The organism is Vibrio sp. D173a, from assembly GCF_030248475.1.
Map to the genome: position 1 here is coordinate 1 of NZ_JAHGAH010001007.1, position 828 is coordinate 828.

Annotated in this window: 1 protein-coding gene; it reads right to left on the reverse strand. The window is 42.3% G+C overall.

Annotated features, from left to right (window positions below; all coding sequences use genetic code 11):
- A partial coding sequence (locus KIV40_RS30910; RefSeq protein ID WP_285353114.1) for a histidine kinase occupies positions 1–828 on the reverse strand: 828 nt, incomplete at both ends.

Genomic DNA, 828 nt, shown 5'->3' on the forward strand with positions numbered 1-828 from the left:
TGTTTCAATCGTTAATTCGCCATTCAGCCTTGCCGCGCGCTCCTGCATTATACTCATGCCATAGTGATTTACCTTAGAAGCACTATGGTCAAAACCATCTCCGTTATCCTTTATCACGACTAATACTTCGCCATTTTCATCATTACAGCGTACATCGATTAAATCGGCATTGGCGTGTTTTATTGCATTTACGGTTGCTTCACGGATCAATTGAAGCAAATGAACTTGGCTATGCGCATCAAGTTCGATTGATGACAGATTATTGGTTAAATTGATCGTGCCATCCGTTCTTTCACTGAGTTGCTCAAGCATTGTGCTCAGAGCATCCCCGAAATTCCCTTCTTTAATTGACAGCCTAAAGGTCGTCAATAACTCTCTTAGTTGAGTATAAGCATCAGCAAGGCCATTCCCCAACTCTAGGGCGATCTGTTCTGACTGCTCCCTATGTTTGTGTTCAGGAAGCTTACCTATAACTCGTTTTAAGAGAGTAACTTGAATTTTCAAATAAGACAGTGACTGAGCTAGCGAGTCATGAAGCTCACGTGCAATCGTTGCACGCTCTTCCATAATGATCAGCTGCTCTGCCTGTTTCTGTGCAATGTTATAGTATACCGCACGTGAAAGTAGACGAATAAAGTTATCGATTAGTGCTTTTGTAGAGTGCCCATGGTGGTAGCAACAATACAAATAGCCAAGCGTGATTTCACTATCATCCAGCTTCATCTCAAATTTTTCGTAGTGCGAATTCTCATCGTACCCTTCATCGAGAACAAATGAGCGTCCAGAACTGTCGAGTACTTCTAACCTCAGGGACTCTATATCTTCCAA